Raw genomic sequence first — 22,277 nt, 5'->3', positions numbered from 1 at the left:
ATCAAGTCGATTTACGATTGACGTTGGTTCAAGACGATCATCACGGCATTGCTCCAACTGCCGAATAAGGCTGTGATGACTCCGATGCTCGGTGTATTCCGTCCTTCACTGAACTTTTGATAATGCGCAATCGTCAAGCCGTCGCGTTCATCTGCTGCTTCTGCGAGAACTTGTAACACTTCTTCTTCCGTCCAGCGTTTACGGGGTTGTTCGATGCCGATGATTTCCAAGGCGTTGCTCCACGAACCGTACCGCCTCGCAATCGTCGCAACCGTCGGCCGGTTCTTTCCGGCTGCCCACTTCGTATACGTTTGACTCGTCAAAACGGGTAAGGTTTCCTGTGCTTCCAGCAGGGATTCAATGATACGTCGCTCCATCTCCTGCACCCGTTCCTTTAAGATTTCCGCTTCTGATAAGGCCTGCTGCCACGAGTTGAATTGATGGACGATATCGGTCAAGCTCGGCGCCTGATGTTGCTGAGCCCATTCACGGTACGTCGCACTCGTGAAGGGTTCCAGTTCCTCCTTCGCAGCGCGTAACGCTTCGATGATATCCGATTTGGTAAAAGCGACGCGAACGGTGCCGATACCGGCCCGTTCCAAAGCGATTTGCCAAGAACCGAATAAAATCAGGATTTCTGCGACACTTGGGTACTGGGTATTCAGTTGCCAACGAAAATAGGTATTGGCCGTCAGTTCATTTTTCCCGTTCGCAGCGAGACGGAGTGCTTCGATCGCTTCCTCCAAATCGCTCATCACGATGTCTCCCTCCCACACATTCATAGCTGCACATTTCGTCGAACGTCTGCAACAAGTCCTTGCCGAACCGAACGGATGACCAGTGCCTGCTCTGTAAACGTCATTTGGGAAGCAGACGGCAGGCAGATCCCTTCTTCAAACAGTCGACGGCTGACATCCTGCTCTTCACCCATGATATACGGAACATCCCGGTAGACCGGTTGCAAGTGCATCGGTTTCCAGACCGGACGCGATTCAATGTTTTTCTGTTGCAACTGTTGAATCAGCAGATCCCGCTGTTCCGTGCCACCGGGAACCGTCATGGCCGTCAGCCACCGGTTGGCGCGACTGCCGCTGATTTCCTGTTGATAATGGTGCGCATCAATCGTCTCGAACGCCCGGACGTACCGTTGGAAAATCGTTCGGCGCGCCTCGACCCGGTCTTCGATCACTTCGAGCTGACCTCGCCCGATACCGGCACAGACGTTACTCATCCGGTAGTTGAAGCCGACTTCCGTATGTTCGTAATGCAGGACGGGTTGCCGGGCTTGGGTTGCGAGATAAAAGGCCCGTTCGATCAGACCAACATCATTCGAGACCAACATCCCGCCTCCTGATGTCGTGATGATTTTGTTGCCGTTAAACGAGTAGACGCCGAACGTGCCGAACGTGCCCGTCATCCGTCCGTTGACCGTTGAACCAAGCGATTCCGCTGCATCTTCGATCAACGGAACATCATATTCTTCACAGATTGCCGCCAATTCTTCGATTTTAGCGACGACGCCGTACAGATGAACGACGATGACGGCTTTCGGTAACCGGCCGCGCGTCGCTGCCTGGATCATCGCCCGGCGCAGCGCGGTTGGTGACATGTTCCATGTATCGGATTCAGAATCAATCAAGACCGGTCGGGCACCGACGTACCGGATCGGGTTCGTCGAAGCGATGAAGGTCAACGACTGACAAAACACATCGTCCCCTGCCGTGACACCGAGTGTCGAAAGTGCCAAGTGAATCGCTGCCGTCCCGCTGCTCGTCGCAAGTGTCGCTTGTGTTCCACTGTAGACCCGCATACCGGCTTCAAAAGCTTCGACGTTCGGACCGAGCGGTGCGACCCAGTTGGTTTCGAGTGCTTCCGTGACGTATTTTATTTCGTGACCACTGAGGTGCGGGATGGATAACGGGATGTTTTTCATGATGATTCCTCCCCTCTTCGTGACAACTGACGAACCGGCGTCCGGTATAGTGGAAACCAATTCTGCGATGCAAGCACATGCTTTTTTACATGCTGTTCGGATAATTGATCGTAAATCAACGGGTTCAAAATGGAAGTCCCGAGCGCGTACTCGGTCTGTTGAGGACTGAAGGAACGTTTGTAGGCCAGTAAACTGTCGGCCTCGTCCCGCGTCGTTCCGCCGCCTAAATGAAGGGCGGTTTTCCCAAGCTCCTTGGCCCGGCGGATCATTTCGGCAAATAACAGATGATTCGGACGGACAGCCAGCTGTTCGGGATCTGATGCGCCGAGATGATAATGGGCGAACTGCTGACCATAGAGGACGATGCAACCGGCGATGATGATGCCGTTTCGTTCGGCGACGAGCAGCTCAGCCGGTAATCGTCCGTCTTGTAACTGTCGAAAGTACTGATCACTGAAGTAATAGCGGGCATCCGCTTGATGTTTGTCCATCGTCAACCGATACAGACGGATGAAGCTTGCGTATTCTTCCGGCCGGGCAACCCGGACCGTCACCGCTTCACGCCGCGCTTTTTTGATGTTCCGCCGCGTCATCGAGGAAAAACGTCCTTCAATGACGTCGATCGGATCGGTCAACGGCACCGTGACGGTTTGTTGGATCACTTGAGCACGATCACACCAGGCTTGACCAAGTTCACGATTCTGAAGGACCGGATGAAACCGGACCGTTTCCGTGATGATCCGTTCCGCGTGACAGTACGCGAGAAAATGATGCCGCACTTCTTGTACCTGATCCGTCGACCATGATCCGATGAAGACCGGTCCCCCGTATCCGTATGGGGTCGTGATGTCTTGAAAGGGGGTTCCGGCTATCGGTCGTTTCAAGTACGGATAGATCAAGATGCCGAACTCGGAAGGACAGATATACATCTCGGGTACGGCTGACGGCTCTTCCGCCAGTTCGAAGTATGCATACTCGTAATAACAATCCAGTCCGTAATGCGTCACGAGCGCATTCCATTCCCGCGAATCGTGAATCAATCGTTCAGCGCTTAACGACATCATGAGGGACACCCCCGTCCAACCCTTTGAATTCGCCCATCCCGGTCTGATGATCAGTTGAGTTTCCTTCGGATAAAACGACGATCTTGACGGTCTTGAAGAGGATATACAGATCGAGCCGGAACGTGTGGTTTGCAGCGTACCACTGATCCTGTTCGAGCCGTTCCTGCCAGGTCGTCGCGTTCCGTCCGTGAATCTGCGCCCAACCGGTCAAGCCGGGCAAGACATCATGCCGTGTCATCTGTTCTTTCGTATAGTGGTTCAAATAACTGACGAGCAACGGGCGGGGACCGACGAAACTCATCTGTCCGCGGAGGATATTAAAAAATTGTGGGAATTCGTCCAGACTCAAACGCCGGATCCATTCGACGGATTTCGGAATCCGTTCGGCGTCCGGCAAGAGCTTGCCTTCCGCATCGGTCTCGTTCGACATCGTCCGGAATTTATAAATCTTAAACAGTTCTCCTTTGTAGCCGGGACGGACCTGATTAAAGAAAATCGGGCGTCCGAGCTTCGTATAGATGAATAAGGCGACGAGGAGATAGACGGGCAACAGGACGAGAATAGCGAGTAGACTGACTGTGAAATCAAATGTCCGTTTCATGATGACGTCCTCCTTTTCATAAGGTCGAAAAGAGATCGAGTTGCCGCTTGATGACATCTGCTTCGTTAAAGTGTTTCATTGCCCGTTCGAATCCGGCCCGGCCCATCTCAGACGCGACGGCCGGCTGTTCGACAAGATTCAGCATCCGACGGGCCAACTGCTGTTCATCCTGTACTTCGACCAGATAACCGGTTTTGCCGTCGATGACTTCTTCGCGGCAGCCGCGGATATTTGTTGCGATGACGGGTTTTGCCGTCGCCATCGCTTCGATGATCGAGCGCGGCACCCCTTCACGATGCGACGGAAGAACAAACGCATCGACTTGGTGCAACAGCGTCGGCACATCTTCAACGAAACCGAGATAATCGATGTTCGGGATCTCCCGGATTCGTTTCATGAACGTGTGTTTCGTCGTCTGATCCCGTTCACTTGCCATCATTTCACCGGCGATGACGAGCCGGACGTCCGGTTGAACCGCGACGACGTCTTCAAAGGCGTTCAACAATTCGAGAATGCCTTTTTCTTCGACAATCCGACCGATGAATAAAAACGTAAACCCGGCATCCGTCTGACGAGGACGGGGATAAAAGCGGGTCAAATCGATCCCGTTTCCGAGGTGCATCAGCCGGGTCGTGTTTTTGAACCGTTTCCGGTTCGCCAGTTCATAGTCTTCGGCACTTTGGAGTAACAGGTAGTCCGTCGCGAACCGAGCGAGCCACTTCTCGACTGAGTACGTCAGTTGATAAGTGACGCGACCCATCTTTTCGTGAAAGTAAAAGCCGTGAGCGGTATAGACGATATGTTTCGTCCCGGCCCGCTTCGCAGCGACCCGGCCAAGGGCTGCTGCGACCGGCGTATGCACATGTACCGCATCGTATTGTCCGTCTTTTAGAATCTGGACGATCGAGCGGATCGTCTTCCAGTTACTCGTCCAGTCGATTTTCCGTTCGATTGGAATGTCATGCATCGTGAACCCTTGAGCGGCGAGCTTTTGCGCCGCTCCGGTATCCGCACAGGCAATCCCGACATCGTGTCCGGCTCCCTTCAAGGCGAGCAATAAAGGCTGAAGCATCGTTTCCGCCGTCGTATCGAGAGCACAGACTTGAAGGATTTTCAGAGTCGCCATAAATGCACCCCTTCCGGTTTTTCCGACGGTGTCAGCATGCCTTTGATGTCGATGACGATTCCCCGTCCGACTTTGAGCAGGTGTTGCGCAAGTAACCAGTTGCCTTCGACGTACTCTTCATGGGAAACCGCGAAGATGACGACGTCTGCCGGTTTTAAATCCGCGAGATCGACTAAATCGATCCCGTATTCGCGTTTCGCATCTTCTTTTGCGACGAGACGATCCGCGACCTGGACTTCAATCCCGAACTCTTCGATTTCCTTGACGAGGTTCGCGACTTTCGAGTTTCGGATGTCACTGACGTTTTCCTTGAACGATAGGCCGAGGACGGTGACCCGGGCACCGAGGACCGGCATGTTTTGTTTGATCAGATTCTTGACGAGTGATGTCGCGATGAACCGTCCCATCGTGTCATTGATCCGCCGTCCGGCTAAGATGACTTCCGGATGATAACCGAGTGATTCGGCTTTCATCGTCAAGTAGAACGGGTCGACGCCGATACAATGTCCGCCGACGAGTCCTGGACGAAACGGCAGGAAGTTCCACTTCGTACCGGCGGCTTCGAGTACCTCGAGCGTGTCGATGTCCATCCGGTCAAAGATGATCGCCAGTTCGTTCATCAAGGCGATGTTCAAGTCCCGTTGCGTATTCTCGATGATTTTTGCGGCTTCTGCGACCTTGATTGACGATGCCCGGTGGACTCCGGCATCAACGACCGCTTCGTAGACTTCCGCGACGATATCGAGCGTTTCTTGATTTTGGGCCGAGACGATTTTTTTGATCGTCTTGAATGTGTGTTCATGATCCCCTGGATTGATCCGTTCCGGTGAGTAACCGACGAAGAAGTCGACCCCTGCCTGCAGACCGGAAGCTTCTTCGAGGACCGGGATACAATCTTCTTCTGTCGCGCCCGGGTAGACCGTCGATTCATAGACGACGATATCCCCTTTGTTCAGTTGGCGTCCGACGAGCTGCGAAGCCCGGAGGAGCGGTGTCAAATCCGGTTGATTCTGCGCATTGATCGGTGTCGGGACGGCGATGATGATGAAGTCGCTTGCGTGAAGTGCCGCTGCGTCCGTCACGTAGGCGACGTCTGCATTTTTGAGGACGAATGGACTGAGTTCAAGCGTCGCATCGATACCTTCTTTCAGTTCGGCGACGCGTTGCTCCTTGATGTCAAAACCGACGACTTCTGTTTTTTCACCAAAGGCGACGGCGACGGGAAGACCGACGTATCCGAGACCGACGACGGCAATCGAACGGTTGGCGATGGGGAGTGATCGAGTTTCGGCTGCTGTCGTATCTACGATGTGTTTGACTGCCTTATTCATGATGGATTCCTCCTATTTCATCGACTGTCTGACGATCAGTGTTTTTCCATTCGGTTCCTGCTTCATCTGCCGGACCGGCTCGAGCGTGACTTGCATCGAGGAACCAAGCAGCTTCTGCATCTCGCGTAATAAGATTTTTTCATGTTTCGGGACAAACCGTTGTTCGTCCGGAATGTACCGGAGCGTCACTTGATTTAATGCGTATTGTTCGACTTGCAGGCGTAAGACCGAGTTCGGTAATTCGCGGGCAATCGTCGTGATGTCTCCTTCAAACACTTTGCCGCGCTTTTCACTGACGATGTAGCTTGTCCCGCGTCCGTCAATCGACTCAATGACCGGACCGTTCAAGCCGCAGCTGCATCGCTCGTCGCTGAGTGTCATTCGGTCGCCGATCCGGTAGCGGATCAGCGGTGTCCCGCGTGTCGTAAAACATGTGACGACGACCTCTCCGCCCTCTCCGTACGGTTCGATGATTCCCGTTTCGTGATGCAGATGGAGTTTCCGCTCCCGGCATTCGGAAATGATCGGTGCCCCTTCCGAGGAACCGTACTGGTCAAAGACCGGAGCTTGAAAAGCTTTTTCGAGCAGGTGCCGCATCTCCGGTGTCACCGTCTCCGATGTCGGGAAAATCGCTACCAACTGAAACTCAAGCCGGAGATTGTTTTTGAGTAAATATTGGGCGATTTCGAGCATCGCCGTTGGTGTCCCGTCAAGCGCCGCCGGCCGAAAACGATTCAGCTCCGCGATATAAGCGGGAAAGTTCTCTTCTTTCATGTGGAAAATCGACAACAACAGTTGATTTAACGGTCGGTTCATCCGCCAGAAGATCGGCTTTTTCTGATCCACTGCCGTCAACGTCCGACCGGTGAAACTCGCCCGGCGCATGCCGGAATAAAAGCCGTGCAGTTCTTTAAAGTAATCGAGATGTGCCATCCGTTCCTGCACGTCTTCGCGTACAAAGGCGACTTGGAGTGACTTCCCGCTCGTTCCACCGGTTCGGCCGCGAACCGGCGCATCGATGTTCGACATGAACGCTTCATTTTGTTGCCTGAGCGTCTCCTTTTCAAGGATCGGAATCGTCTTCAGCTGTTCCAGTGAGGTGAAGGGTAATCGGATATCGTGTTCTTGAAACAATTTTTGATAGTACGGCGTGTGTGCTTGGACGAACAGGAGAAACGCATTGAGACGTTCGAGCTGTTCGACCCGGTAATCCACCGTCCGGTCTTTCTCCCGCAGATCTTTCATTTTCGCTTCGTATTCGGGTCCATATCGTTCCTGCATCAGCTTTTTACCGTAAAGGGAAGTCAAAATATTCTGAATAAATATCGGAGATTTGTAGTAGAAATCTTCTTTAAGCGCCATCTTGTACTTCCTCCTTCAGCTGATAATGACGTTCATACCAGTCGATGAATGCGTGAACCCCGTCTTCGATCGTCGTCTGTGGACGGTAGCCGATCGTTTCGAACAACGAGGTCACGTCTGCGAAACTTTCCGGAACGTCGCCTGCCTGGAGCGGCATCTCGTGTTTGATGGCTTTTTTACCGAGTCGCTGTTCGATCAGGGCGACGAATTCATTCAGTCGAATCGGGCTGTGACTGCCGATGTTGAAGACACGATACGGGACATTGCTGCGGTCGGGTAAGGGATCTTCCTGATCAAATGCCGGATCGGCGACCGGTTCAGTCTGCATCAGCCGGTAAATGCTTTCGATGATGTCGTCGACATACGTGAAGTCGCGTCCCATCTCACCGTAGTTGTACAGGTCAATCGGTTGACCGTTCGCGATCGCTTCCGTGAACTTGAACAGGGCCATGTCCGGGCGTCCCCACGGTCCATAAACGCTGAAGAAGCGAAGACCGGTCGTTTTGATTCCGTAAAGACTGCTGTACGTATGGGCCATCAGCTCATTCGCTTTTTTCGAAGCAGCGTAGAGGCTGAGCGGATGGTCGACCGCATCCGTCGTCGCAAACGGCATCTTCGTATTCGAGCCGTAAACGGAACTGGAGGAAGCATAAATCAGTTGTTCGACCGGATGATGCCGACACGCTTCCAGGATCGAGAGGAAGCCGACGATGTTTGAGGTGATGTAGACATCCGGTCGGTCAATGCTATAGCGGACACCGGCTTGGGCAGCCAGGTGAAGCACGAGATCAATCTGTTCCGTCTCGAACACTGTGTGGACGGCTGCTGTATCTTCAAGAGAGATCCGGTAAAACGTGTAGCGGCTTGGATCCAGTTCGATCAACCGGGCTTCCTTCAACGCCGGATCGTAATAATCATTGACCTCATCCAGTCCGATCACCCGGTACCCTTCTGCCAAAAAGCGACGTGCCGCATGAAATCCGATGAAGCCTGCAATCCCGGTAATCAAAATCGTTTTATTCTGCACGTTTCTCAACCTCCTCGAAGTGATGAAGCACCTGATAGCGGATATAATGAATCGATGTATAGACAATCAACAGCATCGGGAACAACTTGTAGCGATGGCGGATCGCCGTCCCGACATTCCCGGTCCCGAGACCAAAAATCAAGGCATTAACGACGAAGAGGATCAACATGAACAGAAGCACACTGCCGAACGGATGTTGTTTGAGATATTTCAGATGCAGCATCGTCAGACCAAACAGCAGGAGATAAAAGACGGCATCGGCGAAGAAAATCGCGATGTTCATCAGGCTCGACCACTGCCACGGGAACGGCGAGAACAGGAAGTAGATCATCCGGATCGGGGAATAGACGATCATGTCGAGTGGTCCCGTCACTGTCAGTCCATTCAGATAAGCCGATCCACCGCGGTCATAACTCATCCCGCTGAACAATTGCCCGTTTTGTGAGACATGGGTGAATTTTGCGAACAAGACGTCCTGGAAGCTGTAGACGATGAATCCGACGAGCACGACTTGAACGAGGAGACGCTGGACTTTCGATGCTTCGAAATCCATCCGCTTCGTCTCGTGATTGTAAAAGGAAAAGTAGACGAGTAACACGAGAATGCCGATGGCGAGTCCCGAGTGAAACACGGTGCTGACGAAGTAACCGGTATACGCGAGCGTCAGGCTGACTGCTGATTTTTCGACCGTCCAGCGCACCATGTAATAAAGCGTGTAGACCATACCGAGTGCAACGATTTGGTCACGCAGGAGAATCGGTGAGAGCAACAACCCTTGGGCGAAGAAGGCGAAGATTCCGGTTGCGATCAAGACGTAATGCATCGGTAACTTCAGCAACAACAATGTTTTCGACAAAATGACGATTGAGACGACACCGAGGATGACGTTTAAATACTGAGCCAACATCCGCTCCGGTCCAAACGCGAGATAAAAGAGACCAAGAAACTTCGAGTAACTTCCCCGGACCACTTCGTTGAATGTCGTCGGATCGGTGTAGATCAGCAAGCCCTCCAGGTGAAACGCCTCCGTATCATCCCCGCTGTGCGGCGGGAGCCGGAACAGTTCGAGATCGACCAGCATTAAGGTCAGCCGAATCAGAAACGCGGTGACGAAGATGAGAAAAAGTGGCGTCGTGTCCGCTTGTTTCAAGAGGTACCACATCAACAGGACCGAGTTGATGATCAGGAGTGTCGCGACGTATCCTTCAGAAGTCAAAAAGAGCGGTCGAACCAATTGGCTGAGCAAGGCTTCGATGGCAATGACAATCAGAATCGGCCGCATGCTTTTCCCCTCCTTCAGCTGCTTTGTTCGATGGCGAGTGCGAGTTTGCGTGGATAGAGTGAACGATAGAGTGCCGGAATCAGTAGTCCGATTTGGGTGACGGCACAGAGGGCGTAAGCGATCGTTGCCCCGTACAACCCGTACATCGGAATCAAGATGCTGCAGGCGACGATGTTGACGACGACACTGCCGAAGATCGAGATCGTCTGGACCCGGAACTGTTGAAATCCGGTCAACAAGGCTTGGATGACGGTTGAATTGTAGAAAAAGAGTGAGGCGACCATCATCAGGACAAAAATCGTATGGTACTGAACGAAGGAGGCATTGTAGAAAATCGTCAGCCCCCATTTTCCAAAGAAGATGGATCCGATAATCAACAGGATACCGACGGCATTTGTCATCAGCAGCATCGAGCGGGTCAGCTTCCGCAGTTCCGGGAGACTTTGCCGTTCCCCGCTGTCAGACGAGAAGTTCGGTAACAAGACTGCGACGAGTGAGTGGATAAATAAACTGCCTAGGACCAGAAGGTAAGCAATACTTGCGTAATAGCCAAGTTCTTCCGTCCCGATGGCTTGACCGACGAACAAGCGGGGAATGTTGGCATTCAAGGCAATCAACAAGGCGACGAAGCCCAGTGGGACGGCTTTGATAAATAACTGTCGTCCCGTTTGATACCGCTCGCTCATCGTGTTGTTTTCAAAACCATGACCGATGCGCCGGACGGTCGGTAAGTCATACAGGACGAGCATGACCAAGTTCCCGGCGACGAGCGCGAGCACGAACCCGTGAATCGAATGGGTCGTAAACAAAATCAAGGCGGCTCCCGATACATTGACGAGGCTGCGGAAGATTTTTGATAAGGCGACTTCCTTGAATGCCATGTGACCTTGCAGGAATCCGTAAGCGAGATCAGCGAACGATTCCATGTATTTGTTCAAGTAGACGAGTAACGTCAGCCATAAGATGTCGGCTTTTCCGAAGAAGTAATAGACGACGAGTAAGACGAAGACACCGACCGTCAGCAAGGAAAAACGGGTTTTGATGAAAAGACTGAAGTTCTTCAGCCCGGAACGTTCTGCCGTCAGAATCGTACTGGCATTGAGCCAACAAAACATGACGATGGGTGCCGTCAAAGCGAGCGCATAATTGAAATAACCGATGTTGAGCGGGGTGCTCCATTTGATCAACAGGGTCAGGATCATCCACTGGTGCAGCGAATACGCTGTATCGGCGATGAAAATGAGATTGAAGCGTGATAACTGCCGGGCTGATTTCATACCGTCTCCCCCCTTTATTCCCGGGCGACCCGAATCGCGGGTGGAATCGTTTCCGGAATCGGACCGGTTCGATTCGTCGCTTCGAGTAAATACGTCCGAAGTGCCTGTTCATCATCAATCGCGAGTGCAATATCGCGGAGATACGGATCAATCGAACCGAACGGTCGGGTCTTTCCGACTAAGATCTTATCGAAGACCCGCTCTTCGTGAACCTCCTCGGTCGCCAGTAATTCTTCGTACAACTTTTCGCCTTTGCGGATACCGCTGTAGACGATCGGGATCTGTTCTTCTGTAAATCCACTCAAGTGAATCAAGTTGCGGGCGAGCGTCGTGATGTTGACCGGTTCCCCCATATCGAGGACAAATACTTCGCCCCCTTCAGCGAGGACACTCGCTTGGATGACAAGCCGGCTCGCTTCCGGGATCGTCATGAAATAACGGGTCATCGCGGGATCCGTCACGGTGATTGGTCCCCCGTTCGCAATTTGTTCCTTGAAGAGTGGGATGACCGAGCCGCGGCTGCCGAGGACGTTTCCGAAGCGGACGACGGCGAAGGTCGTTTCGCTGTTGCGGGCGATTTGCTGAATGACCATCTCGGCGATGCGTTTCGTCGCCCCCATCACACTTGTCGGATTGACCGCTTTATCGGTCGAAATCATGACAAACCGTTTGACGCCGGCTGCTTCCGCCGCCAAAGCGACGTTCCGCGTCCCGTAAACATTGTTTTTGACGGCTTCACTCGGATTATCTTCCATCAGCGGAACGTGTTTGTGAGCCGCTGCGTGATAGACGAGATCCGGTTTGAAACGTTGCATCACGTCCATCATTCGGTCCGCATCCTGCACATCGGCGATGACGGAATGAAGGGTGATGCCGTCCGTCACGGCCTCCAGTTCCCGACGGATCAAGTAGATGCTGTTTTCACCATGACCGAGTAAAATCAGATGATCCGGTTTGAACTTCGCCAGCTGGCGGCAAATTTCAGAGCCGATTGATCCGCCGGCGCCGGTCACGAGCACCGTCGCCTGACTGACACTCCGTTCAATTTCCGTGATATCAAGTTCCACTGGTTCCCGCCCGAGCAAATCGGCGATCGAGACTTCCCGGATCTGATTGATGGACACTTTCCCGGATGCCAGTTCCACGAGCATCGGTAACGTATGCGCTTCGACTTTCGTCTGTTTGATCCGGTTCAGTAAAGCGACCCGGTCCGGATAGGATAAGGACGGGATGGCAAGCACGACAGCCTCGATTTTGTATTCCTCGATGATGCACTCGAGCTGTTCGATGGCTCCGACGACCGGGACACCATGGATCATCATCCCTTTCAGCTCCGTCAAATCATCGAGTAACCCGACGACGTTGAGGATGTGTGCTTTTTTCTGTTTCAGTTCTTTTGTAATCATCTGACCGGAGGCACCGGCACCGATGATCAACGTTCGTTTTCCAAGTGTTCGGTTCTCCCGCTTCAATTCGAGGTGACGTCCCCGGATCAACAGCCGGACGAATAAGATGCCGTTTAAGACAAGACCGGTTTGAAGAAAGACGGCCCGTTCGACCGCAAAGTCGAAGAGCGCATATTCGAGACCGAGTAAGACGAAGCTGCTGGCGACGACGACGACGAGTAAGACACCGAGGTCACGCAGACTGGCATAGCGCCAGATGATTTGATAAAAACGCATCCAGTGCGCAACGAGTGTCAGGGCCACCCATTGGATCAAAGCGATTTCGACTGCATCGACCAGTTCAAAGTTCGCGGTCAGATTCAGGGGATTGAAGAAATAGAATGTCACGACCGTCGCTGCGATGATGACCGCGGCGTCGATCAACCGCAAAAGACCGATTTTGAGATGCCTGCGGTACTGATGAAGTGGTGGGGCTTGCATGACGGCTCCTCCTTTCTCTGGTTATGAACGGCTAGGGCGGCTGACAGCTTGCGGGTAAGCCGGTTCTTTTGTTTCTTCAGCGACTGACTTTTTTCCAAGGGCCCGAGAGTAGACGATCAACAATCCGAACAAGAGACCGAGAATGCCACCGATTGCTGTGTTCATGAGGATGTTCGGTGAGACTGGTTTTGTCGGGATCCGTGCCGTCGAGAAGACTTCCGTGCTGCTCGTTTTGATCAACTGGGGTAAATAATCCTGAAAGACTTCCGTCATCGTGTTCGCTTGGATTGCTGCCTGTTCCGCCGATCGATCAGTGATGGATAAGGCGATGACTTGCGAATCCAAGTTACTGGAGACGGTCAGGCGGTCCGTTAAGTCAAAAATTCGTTTATCGGTCACGTCCATCTTTTGAGCGACCTGATCGATGACTTCCGGACTTCTCAGGATATCTTGATAGGTACTGACGAGTGTCGTCGTGGCTGTCGCTTCCGCATCTTGTTGCGGAACGACTAGGATGTAGGCAGTCGCCTCATAGGTTGGAGGAATCACGTAGGTGCTGACCGCATATCCTGCACCCGCAAAAAGAATTGCCAATATGCAGAGAATCCACCAGCCCTTCTTCAATGTCGTCAAATGATCACCGAATGTCTTTTTTTGATGGATGGAGCTCACGCTGTTCACCTCTTTCTCGTTACCTGACACGTTGGATGGACATTGGTTATGGTTACACCTTATTTCCAAACGGCTACCAAAACAATTAGAGCTTGGTGGAAATGATTATATTTTTTTGAGGAGTCATTATGCCCGCGTATCGTTAACTCACCGAAAAAGATTGATTCACGAAAAAAAGACGATTCACATAAAAATGATCGCCGTTTCATCAAAATCATCCCTATAAACTGCATGATGTTCATAAAATTAAGGGTAAATACCAATTTGATGATTAATAAGTATGAAATTCGGTAATAAGTCCTATATGAAGGGTGGATAGAGATTAGTAATGATGTTAAAATCAGTCAATATACCTGAATCGATTGGCTTATTCATCCTAGCACTTTGGGTAACGATCGATTTATGGACCCGTCCGTTATCTTTTACGGACGAAGTCCTGCCGCATCAGTGGAACGTCTGGATCGCCGTTGTCTATCTTGTTCTGTTCGTGACGTTTTATCTCATCACCCGTCCCTTGTATTTTCCACCACGTGCTTTGACGCAACGACTCGTCACCCTGTTTTTGATCCACCTCACCTTTCACACGCTTGTTTTTCTGTTTCGTCCAGCTACCGCTTCTTCGCTTTCGTTACTCCATCTGTTTACGACGTGGCTTTTTGTCATCATCGTCCTATCACTTACCGCTCGCCCATTCGTTCGCTGGTTTCAGTTGATGAACCTCATTCTCTTGTATCAGGCCTTATTTCTTGCAGCATATGCCTTACTCGTTTCGTTTGGTCAACATTATGTACCAATCGATAACATTCAATCATTGCGGTTTGGTCCCGTTTCCTTATCTCAGCTGTATGTCGGGGAACAAGGCAGCTTTCTCCGCTCGGCCAGCCTGACGAATAATCCGAACACCTTTGCCGCTTGGCTCGTTCCCGGTGGACTCATCGCCTGGATGTATGTCCTGCAGTCGCTTGCCCGGAACAGATGGCGTTCCTGTCTCTTGTTCGGAAGCTTCCTGTTGCTGATCATGATTGGTTTGATCCTGAGTGCCTCCCAGACCGGGATTTATTCCTTTTTCCTGCTTGCGTTACTGACGACCGTCTTACGGTTAAAACGGAAGCGGCTTCGCTACCAAGTGACGGCACTTTACTTGCTCGGCGCCGGTATCGTTCTTGTCTCGATGTCGTTTAACCAAGCCTTGTTTTCACAAGTGATCAGTCTCAACGGGCGCAGTGCACTCTGGCAGGCGGGAATGGCGGCTTCCACCGACCGCCTTTGGTTCGGACACGGACTCGGTTCTTCTGCTGTTGGACTCGAAGAACAACTTGGTCCGAGCACGTTGTATACGTTCCACAGCACGCCGATCGTTTATCTGTATGAATTGGGTGTCGTCGGTCTGTTGATGTATCTTGCTTCGTTCCTCCTGATACTCGTTCGATTGATTCGGGATTACCGTTATGATGATTCCTTATCGATTGCCTTGCTCGTGCTCAGTCTTTGGTTGCTGTTTCTTCAGTTCACAGAAAGCGTACTCGTCCGACCGAGTGGATTTTACTTCATTTGGCTCAGTTTGCTGATTTATGCGACACGCCGTCGCACAACCTCACAAGAAAGTACCCACACCTAGACGAACACCTACATGAAAGGGGTATAACATCATGAAGAAATGGACAGAACAACAAGTAATCGACAGCTTAATCGAAGCCAGCATCGCTTACCCTGCCTTAGACGCCAAAACGTATGCCCGCTGGTCGACTGGAAAAGAAATTCCTTCCATCACGACGATCATCAACGTGTTCGGTTCATGGCGTGAAGCGTTACATGCTGCCGGACTGTCATCGATTCGGCCGTATTACTCGGATCAGGAAATCCTCGCCTTCATCAAGGAAGCATCGGAGCGGTTGCACCCATTCCACAGCAACAGCTACCGCGAATGGGCCAAAGCAAAACACGGTCCTTCATTGACGTTAATCAATCTGCGTTTCGGGTCATGGTCACGGGCCCTTGAGGAAGCACACATTGAGATGACACGTTCAATCTGCATGACAGAAGAACGCATCATCAACGCACTCCTCGAAGCATCGGACGTTCTTCCGCGCTTAACGACCCAGACCTACTCGATTTGGGCGCAGGAAAACGGACATCCGACGGTCGCGACGATTGCCCGAAAATATGGGTCGTGGGTCGATGCCCTCGCCTGTCTTGACATTGCCCCTCCTCGCCGGAAGTGGGTAGAGGAAGATGTGCTCGAAGCTCTGACGCAGGCGCAACGTGAGCTGCCGTCCCTCAGTATCATCCATTACCGCAAATGGGCGGAAGGACGGTCTGTTCCAAGTACCTCGACGATCAACGCCTTATTCGGCAGTTGGACATCGGCTGTCCAGTGTTTAAAACGCTCGCGGATTTCGATTTCTTAATAATAATTTGTTTCTACACAAAAATAAGGAACTGATTTCTATATGAAATCAGTTCCTTATTTTTCAACGTTTCATTTGTTGTAACGCCGCTGCCGAGACCAGTGTCATCGTATCGTGCTTTAACATATACAAGTCGCTCGTATAGTTTCCGATGTGCGGCGGATTGATCTCGTGCTGAAGATTACGGAAGAGTTGTGCCGGAAAATTGACGCCGCATTCATAGGCATGGGGATAACCGCCGCCAAACCGTGGATTGATTTCCGAGAGATACAACGTACCATCGACATCAAACAAATCAAAATCCAGCGGACCGATCAGTCCGGAATGTTCAAGCACCTGTTCGACCAATTCGAACACATCTTCCCGGACGACGGATCGACTTTTATCGGTCTCTCCGGCTCGCATCGTCAATTTCTCTTTGACGAAGATGGATGTGACCTTGCCGGAAATCAAATCGACGTAGGCATCCACCCCGAGCTCTTGACCGACTAACAGTTCCTGAACGATCAATCCGCTATTTTTCGCAAATAGTTGCTCGACTTCTGCAAGTGTCTCGACTCGTCTGACCTCAATGCTCGCACTGCCGCTACGCGGTTTAACGAAAACAGGCAACTTGATTTCGGACAGAGCCAGTGCTTCTCGGAACGATTCCATCGAATGATACGTCTGCGCATGAGCGATGCCTCGACTGAGACAATATTCATACATGGCGTACTTGTCAAAACAGAGCTGGCACGCTTCGTGAGAGGAGACGATGACCGTCACACCGATTGCCTGAAAACGTTCGGTTGCTTCTGCCAGTAAACCAAGTTCCGGATCAATCAAGGACAGGATCGCCGTCACTTTTTCAGTCTGACAAAGCCGAAGCAGATGATCGATATAATCGACCTCATCTATTTTCGGCACGATATAGTGGTGCTGCGTCATGTACAATGCGGCGGCCAACGGATTACAATCAGCCGTACTGACACGACCGGTCGTCCAGTCTCTGACAAAATAGTCGACCAGTTTTGCACGACGCCCGGCACTTGTAATCAATAGATGAGGTGTTTTCATACGATTCTCTCCTTTTGGTTAATGGTGTTAGCCTTAAGGATTCGACCTCAACCAAGCAAAACCTGCTACCGTCAAAAAAAAACTAGGACCGAAGACTTACGTAGAACGAACCGGTTGATGGTTTGGTCGTTTTTTCCAAATCAACAGATAGAAGAGAATTCCGATTAATGCGCCTGTTCCATCGAGCAACACATCGTGGATCAATCCGGTCCGTCCACCGGTCAGAATCTGATGGAATTCGTCAAATACGGCAATCGTAATCGCTAACGTATAGGCAAATACAGCAGCCAGCGGGACAGGACGCACTAAGCGAATCGTTAAATCAATCAACGCGATACCGAGGACGATAAAAATCGAGACATGTGCGGCCTTACGAATGAAAAACTCAACGAATCCCGATGCTCCAAGCGCCGCCACACTGACTTCCCCGTTGTAATCAAACGAGATGAATCGCAGCTGCTCCACAAAATCTAAATTAACATAACGGGATAAACCCGGTTTGAGTGACTGTTCTTCATACGGCATCGAACTCGCTACAAACAAAATAATCAAGACAAGTAACGTCACATAACCTGACCAAGGAATTTTTTTCATCACACCTGAACCTCCATTACTATTTCTTTCATTAGAATAGCATGTTCTCCTTTCCTGCCCTTACCGAAATAGACAAAATCATGAAAATCGCCTGAATTTTAAATCCATTACATACATAATCATGCAATTATTTTTTATGTAAAACTTTTTTTTACATTTCAAAGGTTTGCGATATAATGAAAATGGTTATTTAGTACTATAATGTACGGATGTAAGAATAGGAGTTGAGTACTGTGAATCGTGCTCTCGGAAAAAAAATCATGCAACTACGAAAACAACACCGGTACACTCAAAAACATTTAGCAGAACGGTGTGGTGAAACTGTTACTTCCATCTCGGCCTATGAACGGGGACAACGAATTCCCACGACACAGGTATTGGAACGATTAGCTATGGCCTTGAACACGACGGTGATCGATCTCATTGATCCGAAGTATGTCCAACATCCTTCGTTGCAGGAGTTTATCGACCAGTCCCTCGAGCCAACCCAGCCGCTCGATTTCAAGCCCGTCTTAGAAGATATCCTTGTCCATCTGACACTGTCGAATGAAGTGTACTTCAACGGTCGCTTACTCACACAAGAGGTGCGGGATCATATGGCGACGTCGGTCAATCAAGCGTTACAGCAAGGACTTCAGTCAATTAAAACCTAAAAAACACGATGAGACGCGGATAGGAGAATTCCTGTCCACGTCTCATCGTGTTTTTTTGTGCGTCAATCGGACTTCAAAACGTGATGAATGTATAACTGACCATCTTCATATGTCGCTTCCATCATCCGGCTGAAAAAGGGTGATGCCGATGTTTTTTCCGCTAAAAAGACCCGCTCGAAGCGACTGTGCGCTTGGCTGACAAAACTGAGCTTTAACTCACGTAAGGCGGATTTGAACGTAATATGCGTTCCGGTATGTCCAAAAGCGTCCGGATATGTCTGCTGTTCAACGAACTGAAAGGTTTCCTCTGGAAACAACGTCGTAATAAAGGATAAACAACTGTCTTGCCGTGCTTGTGTCGTCTTTTCATCCATAACGTTTACCTATCCTCCGATTTTCTTGATGGCGTTAAAATTTCTGACAATTAAGGACTGCTCTTTTTATTACCCCACCTTTAGACCTATTGAAACCAGTATAGAAAATATTTCAATTAATTTGAAGAACTATTTTTAGTTGCTAAAAAATTCTGCATCCAGTGGATACAGAATCGATTGATTTTAACCTATTTTATCGAGTTCAAGAATACTGACGGTTTTTCCCGCATACAGTGTCCTGCCTGTATAACGTGATAGTTTCGCAAATTCGAATAAGGTGTCCGGCTCATACAGATGTTCAATCGCATAACTGACCTTTTCATCATTACCTGATTTCAAATATAAATTAAAGATCAGACGGTTGCGGTCGACTTTTTGCCCGTAAAACAATGTACAATCTTGAATGCGTCGTGACGCAATCGGTTGGACGTGTGTTTTTAAATACCTCGCATTGTGGATGTTGACGAGCAATTGCCCCGCCGGCGTCAACAGCTGTCGAACATTCCGGAAAAACAACAACAACTCCCCTCGTGAATACCGCGCAATCGTCGTCCCCGGCAACACGATTTTATCAAACGCCCCGCTGCCCATCACATCGACCAACTCATTACTCAGCCCATAGACGCGGTCCATATAACGAGACGAGATGCCCGTGATCCGGTTCAGTTCCGGTTCGACCAAATACAGGTCATAGCCTTCTTGGCATAACGTATTAAACAGGTCAGGAGAAAACGTTCCGTATAAAAGAACGCGGTCTTCTTTTCGAAGATAACGGCGGTATAACATCAATTCATCAATTTCCGGCAAGGCAACAGTTTCTTGATACAAGGCGACGAAGCGGTCATCGGCAAACAAGTTATCGAGGACCTCAACACGAGAGTAGCTCCCTTTTCTTGAGAATGGACCAAACAGCGGTCGCTCATCCATGATAAATCAACTCCTTATAAGTCTGTATGGCCGCTTCATAGTCTTCCCCCAGCCGTTCCGGCAAGATATCGAACCGTTCTTTTTGATCGGCTTCGAGGATCGCAAGAAACATTTCATCCGTCTCAAACAGTTGGTTTGTCGTCAGTTCAAACGCAAAACAGCCTTCCGTGTTTTGAATACCGACCATCGACAGCGGACCAATCTTCCCGTCCGTTCGGGGCAGTTCAAGATCACTGTACGGTGTCACGAATCGACTTGTTCCTTTAAAAGCGGAGGCCAATTGGAACAAGAGCGGATAAAGCGTCAGTTGCGCAACCGGTGCAAGCGCCTCGAGCTGTTCCCGTTGCCGTTCGCGCAACTGACACACATTGACGGCAAACGTGTCACTAAGTTGGAGACGTTGCCCGTAATCCGCGAAAATTCCGCAATTACAGATAAACAAACGATGGGACACGGTCAGTCCGGCAAGCGTCGCATAATCCATGATCCCGGCACGGTGTTCCTCGTTCGAAATGATCCCTGTGTCATGCCACTGCTGAAACGCTCGCTGCAACGCCTGGCGATCAAATGCTGCCAGTCGTTCCTTGATGTCAAACGGCAACGTATCGGAAAATGCCAGCAAGACCGGTGTCCGACTCATCAATTCAATCACCGGCAAATCGTGGCGGGTCGACTGATCGATGTAAAGCAGGCTGTTGATCGTCATCTGATCAAACAAGGACGGCTCAATCGAGTCCAGTAATGCCGTCTCCTCGACGTAGACATGACGTAACGGTTGCGGATGACGCGACGCCGCATCCGGATAGACACCTGTGAACAACGACATCAAGGCATCTTGTAAGGCAATCGGTTGCTCAGAAACGTAGGATGTTTCAAGCGGCACCTGCCCTCCGTTCAAGAAATACGGATCCCCAAATAACACGTCGCCCCGTTCATTCATCAAGTGGAACTGGACATGCAACATCCGTTGTTGTAAATACGCGACGAGTCGCAGCGTCCGTTCACCCGGTCCGCGTAAGATAAATAAATAGTGTTCGAATTCTTGAAACTCCATATAATCGAGTAAATCCAAAAACGTATGCTGATCGTAATCATAACGATCCATCGAAAAACGATGCTGTTCACAAAACGTGATGAGCTCAGGGGTCGGATCAAGTTGATGCAACCAACCTTGGCTTTCGGAAAGAATCGTTAATCCAATCATATGCCCACTCCTTTCAGTTGATGATGATAAAAAAGGCTTCAGACCGGTGACGGAATGAAGCCACGTCGAGAGACGTCGTTATGAAGTTTTTAATTCACGTTTCGCCGGTGGTTTGATCCGGTCCATTTCCCGACTTGCCAAGGGTGCGACCGAGACATGAGCAGCATTTAAGCACCAGCCCGAAGAAGTCATGGTTCGGCGCGATTCTTTAAAGGTGAGATTCATAGGAGTTACCCCTTTCTTTTCGTTTGAAATGGCAGACAACACGTTGACGAACTTTAGAAGTAAAAGATTGGTGTCTCATCAGATTCCCTTCTATAATGAAAAGGGAATCATTTCTCAAATCCACTGGACAGAAAGGACAGAACCCGATGGATCAATTCACGACACCGCAGATTGGTCTCGCCCTTCGCCGTCTCCGTAAGAAACATAATCTGACCCAGAAGGATTTGGCGAATGGGATTTGTAGCCAAGCGGAAATCAGTAAGATTGAGAGCGGCACACATTCTCCAACAGTTGATTTGTTATATGCTCTATCAAGAAAGTTACAAGTGCCTATAACAATATTTTTGAATCAAAATGAGCACGTTGATTCCATTAGATTAACTGACGATAGGTTATTAATACTTTTTCAAAATCAACAATATGATTTGATATATAGAGAAGCTAAAGAAAAAATTAAGCAATTGAATTTCGATCAAGAACTGATTTCTCTCTACTCTTACTATCTTCATATAACTGCTTATCGAATGAATAAGATTGACTATAGAACCTGTATTGTAGAGCTTCAATTGTTAGCAGATAAATATGCAACTCTTTATTACTCTCCTAAAATGTTACTTCGCTTGAAATCTGCTATCGCAACTTTATATTACGAAAAACGTCATTATGTGCACGGCTTACGAACATATGAAGAATTGATTAATCTCAACTTCGAAAGTGACGATTTGTTAGTAGAGAAAATAAGAATTTTATATAATGCGTCAAAAGTTTTAATTGAATTAAATAAGCCAGCAGAAGCTTTAAAATATATTAATGATGGTATTCAATCGTGCCTTCAATTTAAAGATATGTCTTTATTAGGGCAGTTATATTATCAAAAAGCTTATGCGCTAGAACTAATAAATGCAGACGATTCTGAAATAAGAGATTCGTATAAAAAGGCTTATTTGTTGTTTGATATTTTAAATATGAATGAGTACAAACAAATTCTTTTAAGAAAAAAAACTAATCTTCTTGATTGGTTAAGATAATGAGTTAGTTTGTTTGATTGAAAATTCAGCTGGCAAATCATTCTTCGCCACGTTCTTCACTGAGAATTCAGCTGGTAGGTCGTTCTTCGCCACGTTCTTCACTGAGAATTCAGCTGGCAGGTCGTTACGAGCAATATCATTAGTATTAGTAACTGAATTTCCTAGTGATAGTAAAAGGGCTGATGTCCCAATAACTAGTCCTAATTTCTTTTTTAAGTTCATTATTAACAACCTCCTAATATTTTTG

Annotated in this window: 22 protein-coding genes; 4 read left to right on the top strand and 18 right to left on the bottom strand. The window is 49.6% G+C overall.

Going from position 1 to position 22,277, the window contains the following annotated elements:
* Positions 1 to 11 precede the first annotated feature (11 nt).
* The 12 genes from P397_RS0103645 to P397_RS0103590 are packed head-to-tail and all read right to left on the bottom strand — an operon-like array spanning position 12 to position 13,561.
* Entirely contained in the window at positions 12 to 755 is a 744-nt protein-coding gene (locus P397_RS0103645; protein ID WP_035414042.1) for a hypothetical protein, read from the bottom strand.
* Positions 756 to 778: 23 nt separating this feature from the next.
* A complete protein-coding gene (locus P397_RS17080) occupies positions 779 to 1,933 on the bottom strand; it encodes an aminotransferase class I/II-fold pyridoxal phosphate-dependent enzyme (RefSeq protein ID WP_035414040.1) in 1,155 nt (384 codons plus the stop codon).
* Positions 1,930 to 2,997 (bottom strand): lipid II:glycine glycyltransferase FemX, encoded by a 1,068-nt coding sequence (locus P397_RS0103635; protein WP_028105663.1) that lies wholly within the window; start codon positions 2,995 to 2,997, stop codon positions 1,930 to 1,932. Before P397_RS0103635 ends, P397_RS17080 begins: the two co-directional genes overlap by 4 nt.
* Positions 2,978 to 3,598: a sugar transferase gene (locus tag P397_RS0103630; protein ID WP_028105662.1), complete on the bottom strand. Its 621-nt coding sequence runs from the start codon at positions 3,596 to 3,598 to the stop codon at positions 2,978 to 2,980. The genes P397_RS0103635 and P397_RS0103630 overlap by 20 nt, the downstream gene beginning before the upstream one ends.
* Positions 3,599 to 3,614: 16 nt before the next feature.
* Complete coding sequence (locus P397_RS0103625) at positions 3,615 to 4,724, bottom strand: glycosyltransferase family 4 protein (protein ID WP_028105661.1); 1,110 nt, start codon at positions 4,722 to 4,724, stop codon at positions 3,615 to 3,617.
* On the bottom strand, positions 4,712 to 6,055 hold the full coding sequence (locus P397_RS0103620; protein WP_028105660.1) for a nucleotide sugar dehydrogenase: 1,344 nt from the start codon (positions 6,053 to 6,055) through the stop codon (positions 4,712 to 4,714). The genes P397_RS0103625 and P397_RS0103620 overlap by 13 nt, the downstream gene beginning before the upstream one ends.
* A gap of 12 nt (positions 6,056 to 6,067) precedes the next feature.
* The gene (locus P397_RS0103615) at positions 6,068 to 7,417 is read right to left on the bottom strand and encodes a phenylacetate--CoA ligase family protein (protein WP_028105659.1); all 1,350 of its coding nucleotides are present in this window, start codon (positions 7,415 to 7,417) and stop codon (positions 6,068 to 6,070) included.
* Positions 7,407 to 8,444: an NAD-dependent epimerase gene (locus P397_RS0103610; RefSeq protein ID WP_028105658.1), complete on the bottom strand. Its 1,038-nt coding sequence runs from the start codon at positions 8,442 to 8,444 to the stop codon at positions 7,407 to 7,409. The genes P397_RS0103615 and P397_RS0103610 overlap by 11 nt, the downstream gene beginning before the upstream one ends.
* Positions 8,434 to 9,726 carry a hypothetical protein gene (locus tag P397_RS0103605; protein ID WP_028105657.1) on the bottom strand — a complete coding sequence of 431 codons (1,293 nt, stop codon included), beginning with the start codon at positions 9,724 to 9,726 and terminating at the stop codon, positions 8,434 to 8,436. Before P397_RS0103605 ends, P397_RS0103610 begins: the two co-directional genes overlap by 11 nt.
* Before the next feature lie 14 nt (positions 9,727 to 9,740).
* Positions 9,741 to 11,003 carry an oligosaccharide flippase family protein gene (locus P397_RS0103600; protein ID WP_028105656.1) on the bottom strand — a complete coding sequence of 421 codons (1,263 nt, stop codon included), beginning with the start codon at positions 11,001 to 11,003 and terminating at the stop codon, positions 9,741 to 9,743.
* A gap of 14 nt (positions 11,004 to 11,017) precedes the next feature.
* Positions 11,018 to 12,889 carry a polysaccharide biosynthesis protein gene (locus P397_RS0103595; protein ID WP_028105655.1) on the bottom strand — a complete coding sequence of 624 codons (1,872 nt, stop codon included), beginning with the start codon at positions 12,887 to 12,889 and terminating at the stop codon, positions 11,018 to 11,020.
* 21 nt (positions 12,890 to 12,910) lie between these two features.
* Positions 12,911 to 13,561, bottom strand: a complete 651-nt coding sequence (locus tag P397_RS0103590) for a YveK family protein (protein WP_026832010.1) — start codon at positions 13,559 to 13,561, stop codon at positions 12,911 to 12,913.
* Between the two features lie 328 nt (positions 13,562 to 13,889).
* Here P397_RS0103590 and P397_RS0103585 point away from each other — a divergent pair, with 328 nt between their 5' ends.
* Together P397_RS0103585 and P397_RS0103580 are read left to right on the top strand one after the other, a co-directional pair.
* Complete coding sequence (locus P397_RS0103585; protein WP_035414038.1) at positions 13,890 to 15,179, top strand: O-antigen ligase family protein; 1,290 nt, start codon at positions 13,890 to 13,892, stop codon at positions 15,177 to 15,179.
* 31 nt (positions 15,180 to 15,210) lie between these two features.
* Positions 15,211 to 15,969: a hypothetical protein gene (locus tag P397_RS0103580; protein WP_026832008.1), complete on the top strand. Its 759-nt coding sequence runs from the start codon at positions 15,211 to 15,213 to the stop codon at positions 15,967 to 15,969.
* A 63-nt stretch (positions 15,970 to 16,032) separates the two neighbouring features.
* Here P397_RS0103580 and P397_RS0103575 read toward each other — a convergent pair whose 3' ends face one another.
* Both P397_RS0103575 and P397_RS0103570 read right to left on the bottom strand, forming a co-directional pair.
* Positions 16,033 to 17,025 (bottom strand): ATP-grasp domain-containing protein, encoded by a 993-nt coding sequence (locus tag P397_RS0103575; protein WP_028105653.1) that lies wholly within the window; start codon positions 17,023 to 17,025, stop codon positions 16,033 to 16,035.
* A 96-nt stretch (positions 17,026 to 17,121) separates the two neighbouring features.
* The gene (locus P397_RS0103570) at positions 17,122 to 17,619 is read right to left on the bottom strand and encodes a VanZ family protein (protein WP_028105652.1); all 498 of its coding nucleotides are present in this window, start codon (positions 17,617 to 17,619) and stop codon (positions 17,122 to 17,124) included.
* Positions 17,620 to 17,852: 233 nt separating this feature from the next.
* On the opposite strand from P397_RS0103570, the gene P397_RS0103565 reads away from it, so the two are divergent.
* A complete protein-coding gene (locus tag P397_RS0103565) occupies positions 17,853 to 18,272 on the top strand; it encodes a helix-turn-helix domain-containing protein (protein ID WP_028105651.1) in 420 nt (139 codons plus the stop codon).
* 62 nt (positions 18,273 to 18,334) lie between these two features.
* On the opposite strand, the gene P397_RS0103560 is transcribed toward P397_RS0103565, so the two are convergent.
* The 3 genes from P397_RS0103560 to P397_RS0103550 form a co-directional block, all read right to left on the bottom strand.
* Complete coding sequence (locus tag P397_RS0103560) at positions 18,335 to 18,646, bottom strand: hypothetical protein (protein WP_028105650.1); 312 nt, start codon at positions 18,644 to 18,646, stop codon at positions 18,335 to 18,337.
* A 183-nt stretch (positions 18,647 to 18,829) separates the two neighbouring features.
* The gene (locus P397_RS0103555; protein WP_028105649.1) at positions 18,830 to 19,573 is read right to left on the bottom strand and encodes a hypothetical protein; all 744 of its coding nucleotides are present in this window, start codon (positions 19,571 to 19,573) and stop codon (positions 18,830 to 18,832) included.
* Positions 19,566 to 20,777: a hypothetical protein gene (locus P397_RS0103550; RefSeq protein ID WP_028105648.1), complete on the bottom strand. Its 1,212-nt coding sequence runs from the start codon at positions 20,775 to 20,777 to the stop codon at positions 19,566 to 19,568. Before P397_RS0103550 ends, P397_RS0103555 begins: the two co-directional genes overlap by 8 nt.
* Before the next feature lie 371 nt (positions 20,778 to 21,148).
* Here P397_RS0103550 and P397_RS0103540 point away from each other — a divergent pair, with 371 nt between their 5' ends.
* A complete protein-coding gene (locus P397_RS0103540; RefSeq protein WP_028105647.1) occupies positions 21,149 to 22,030 on the top strand; it encodes a helix-turn-helix domain-containing protein in 882 nt (293 codons plus the stop codon).
* On the opposite strand, the gene P397_RS0103535 is transcribed toward P397_RS0103540, so the two are convergent.
* Positions 22,022 to 22,252, bottom strand: coding sequence for an ADP-ribosylation factor GTPase-activating family protein (locus P397_RS0103535; RefSeq protein WP_028105646.1), 231 nt, complete (start codon positions 22,250 to 22,252; stop codon positions 22,022 to 22,024). The genes P397_RS0103540 and P397_RS0103535 overlap by 9 nt on opposite strands.
* Positions 22,253 to 22,277: the final 25 nt, after the last annotated feature.

Source organism: Exiguobacterium undae DSM 14481 (genome assembly GCF_000620805.1).
Taxonomy (GTDB): Bacteria; Bacillota; Bacilli; order Exiguobacteriales; family Exiguobacteriaceae; genus Exiguobacterium_A; species Exiguobacterium_A undae.
The sequence above is the reverse complement of the archived record's forward strand: the minus strand, read 5'-3'. Positions and strand labels throughout refer to the sequence as shown.